Consider the following 833-nt stretch of genomic DNA (forward strand, 5'->3'; position numbering starts at 1 on the left):
GGGAATTTGGCGCAGAGGTCTGCGACCTCGGCTTTGACCTTGGCTTCGACGGCGCTGTTGCCGTCTTCGCCATTGGCGGCCAGCCCGTCGACCACTTCGATGATCCAGTCGGCGATCTGGCGGAATTCGACCTCGCCAAAGCCGCGGGTGGTGCCGGCGGGCGAGCCCAGGCGGATGCCGCTGGTGACGGTCGGTTTTTCCGGGTCAAACGGCACGCCGTTCTTGTTGCAGGTGATATGCGCGCGGCCCAGGGCCTTTTCAGTCGCGTTGCCCTTCACGCCTTTGGGGCGCAGGTCGACCAGCACCACATGGGTGTCGGTGCCGTGGGTCACCGTGTCCAGACCGCCCTTGATCAGTTGATCCGACAATGCCTGCGAATTGACGACGACCTGCTTGATATAGTCCTTGAACGCAGGCTGCAGAGCCTCGCCGAAGGCCACGGCCTTGGCCGCGATCACATGCATCAGCGGGCCGCCCTGAATGCCGGGGAAGATCGCCGAATTCACTTTCTTAGCGATATCTTCATCATTGGTCAGGATCATGCCACCACGCGGACCGCGCAGGGTCTTGTGCGTGGTCGTCGTCGCCACATGCGCGTGCGGGAAGGGGCTGGGGTGTTCGCCTGCCGCAACCAGACCGGCGAAATGCGCCATGTCCACGTGCAGATAGGCACCGACCATGTCGGCGATCTCGCGCATGCGGGCAAAGTCGATCACGCGCGGGATGGCCGAGCCTCCGGCGATGATCAGCTTGGGCTGGTGCTCTTTCGCCAGCGCCTCGACCTGATCATAATCCAGCATGTTGTCTTCCTTGCGGACGCCGTACTGCACCGC

General features: G+C 63.3%; 1 protein-coding gene. It reads right to left on the reverse strand.

All coding sequences use genetic code 11. The features are described 5' to 3' along the window. A partial coding sequence (glyA, locus tag ACR0B8_RS20185) for a serine hydroxymethyltransferase (RefSeq protein WP_480659448.1) occupies window positions 1-833 on the reverse strand: 833 nt, incomplete at both ends.

The organism is Ruegeria sp. BH6 (genome assembly GCF_056538105.1).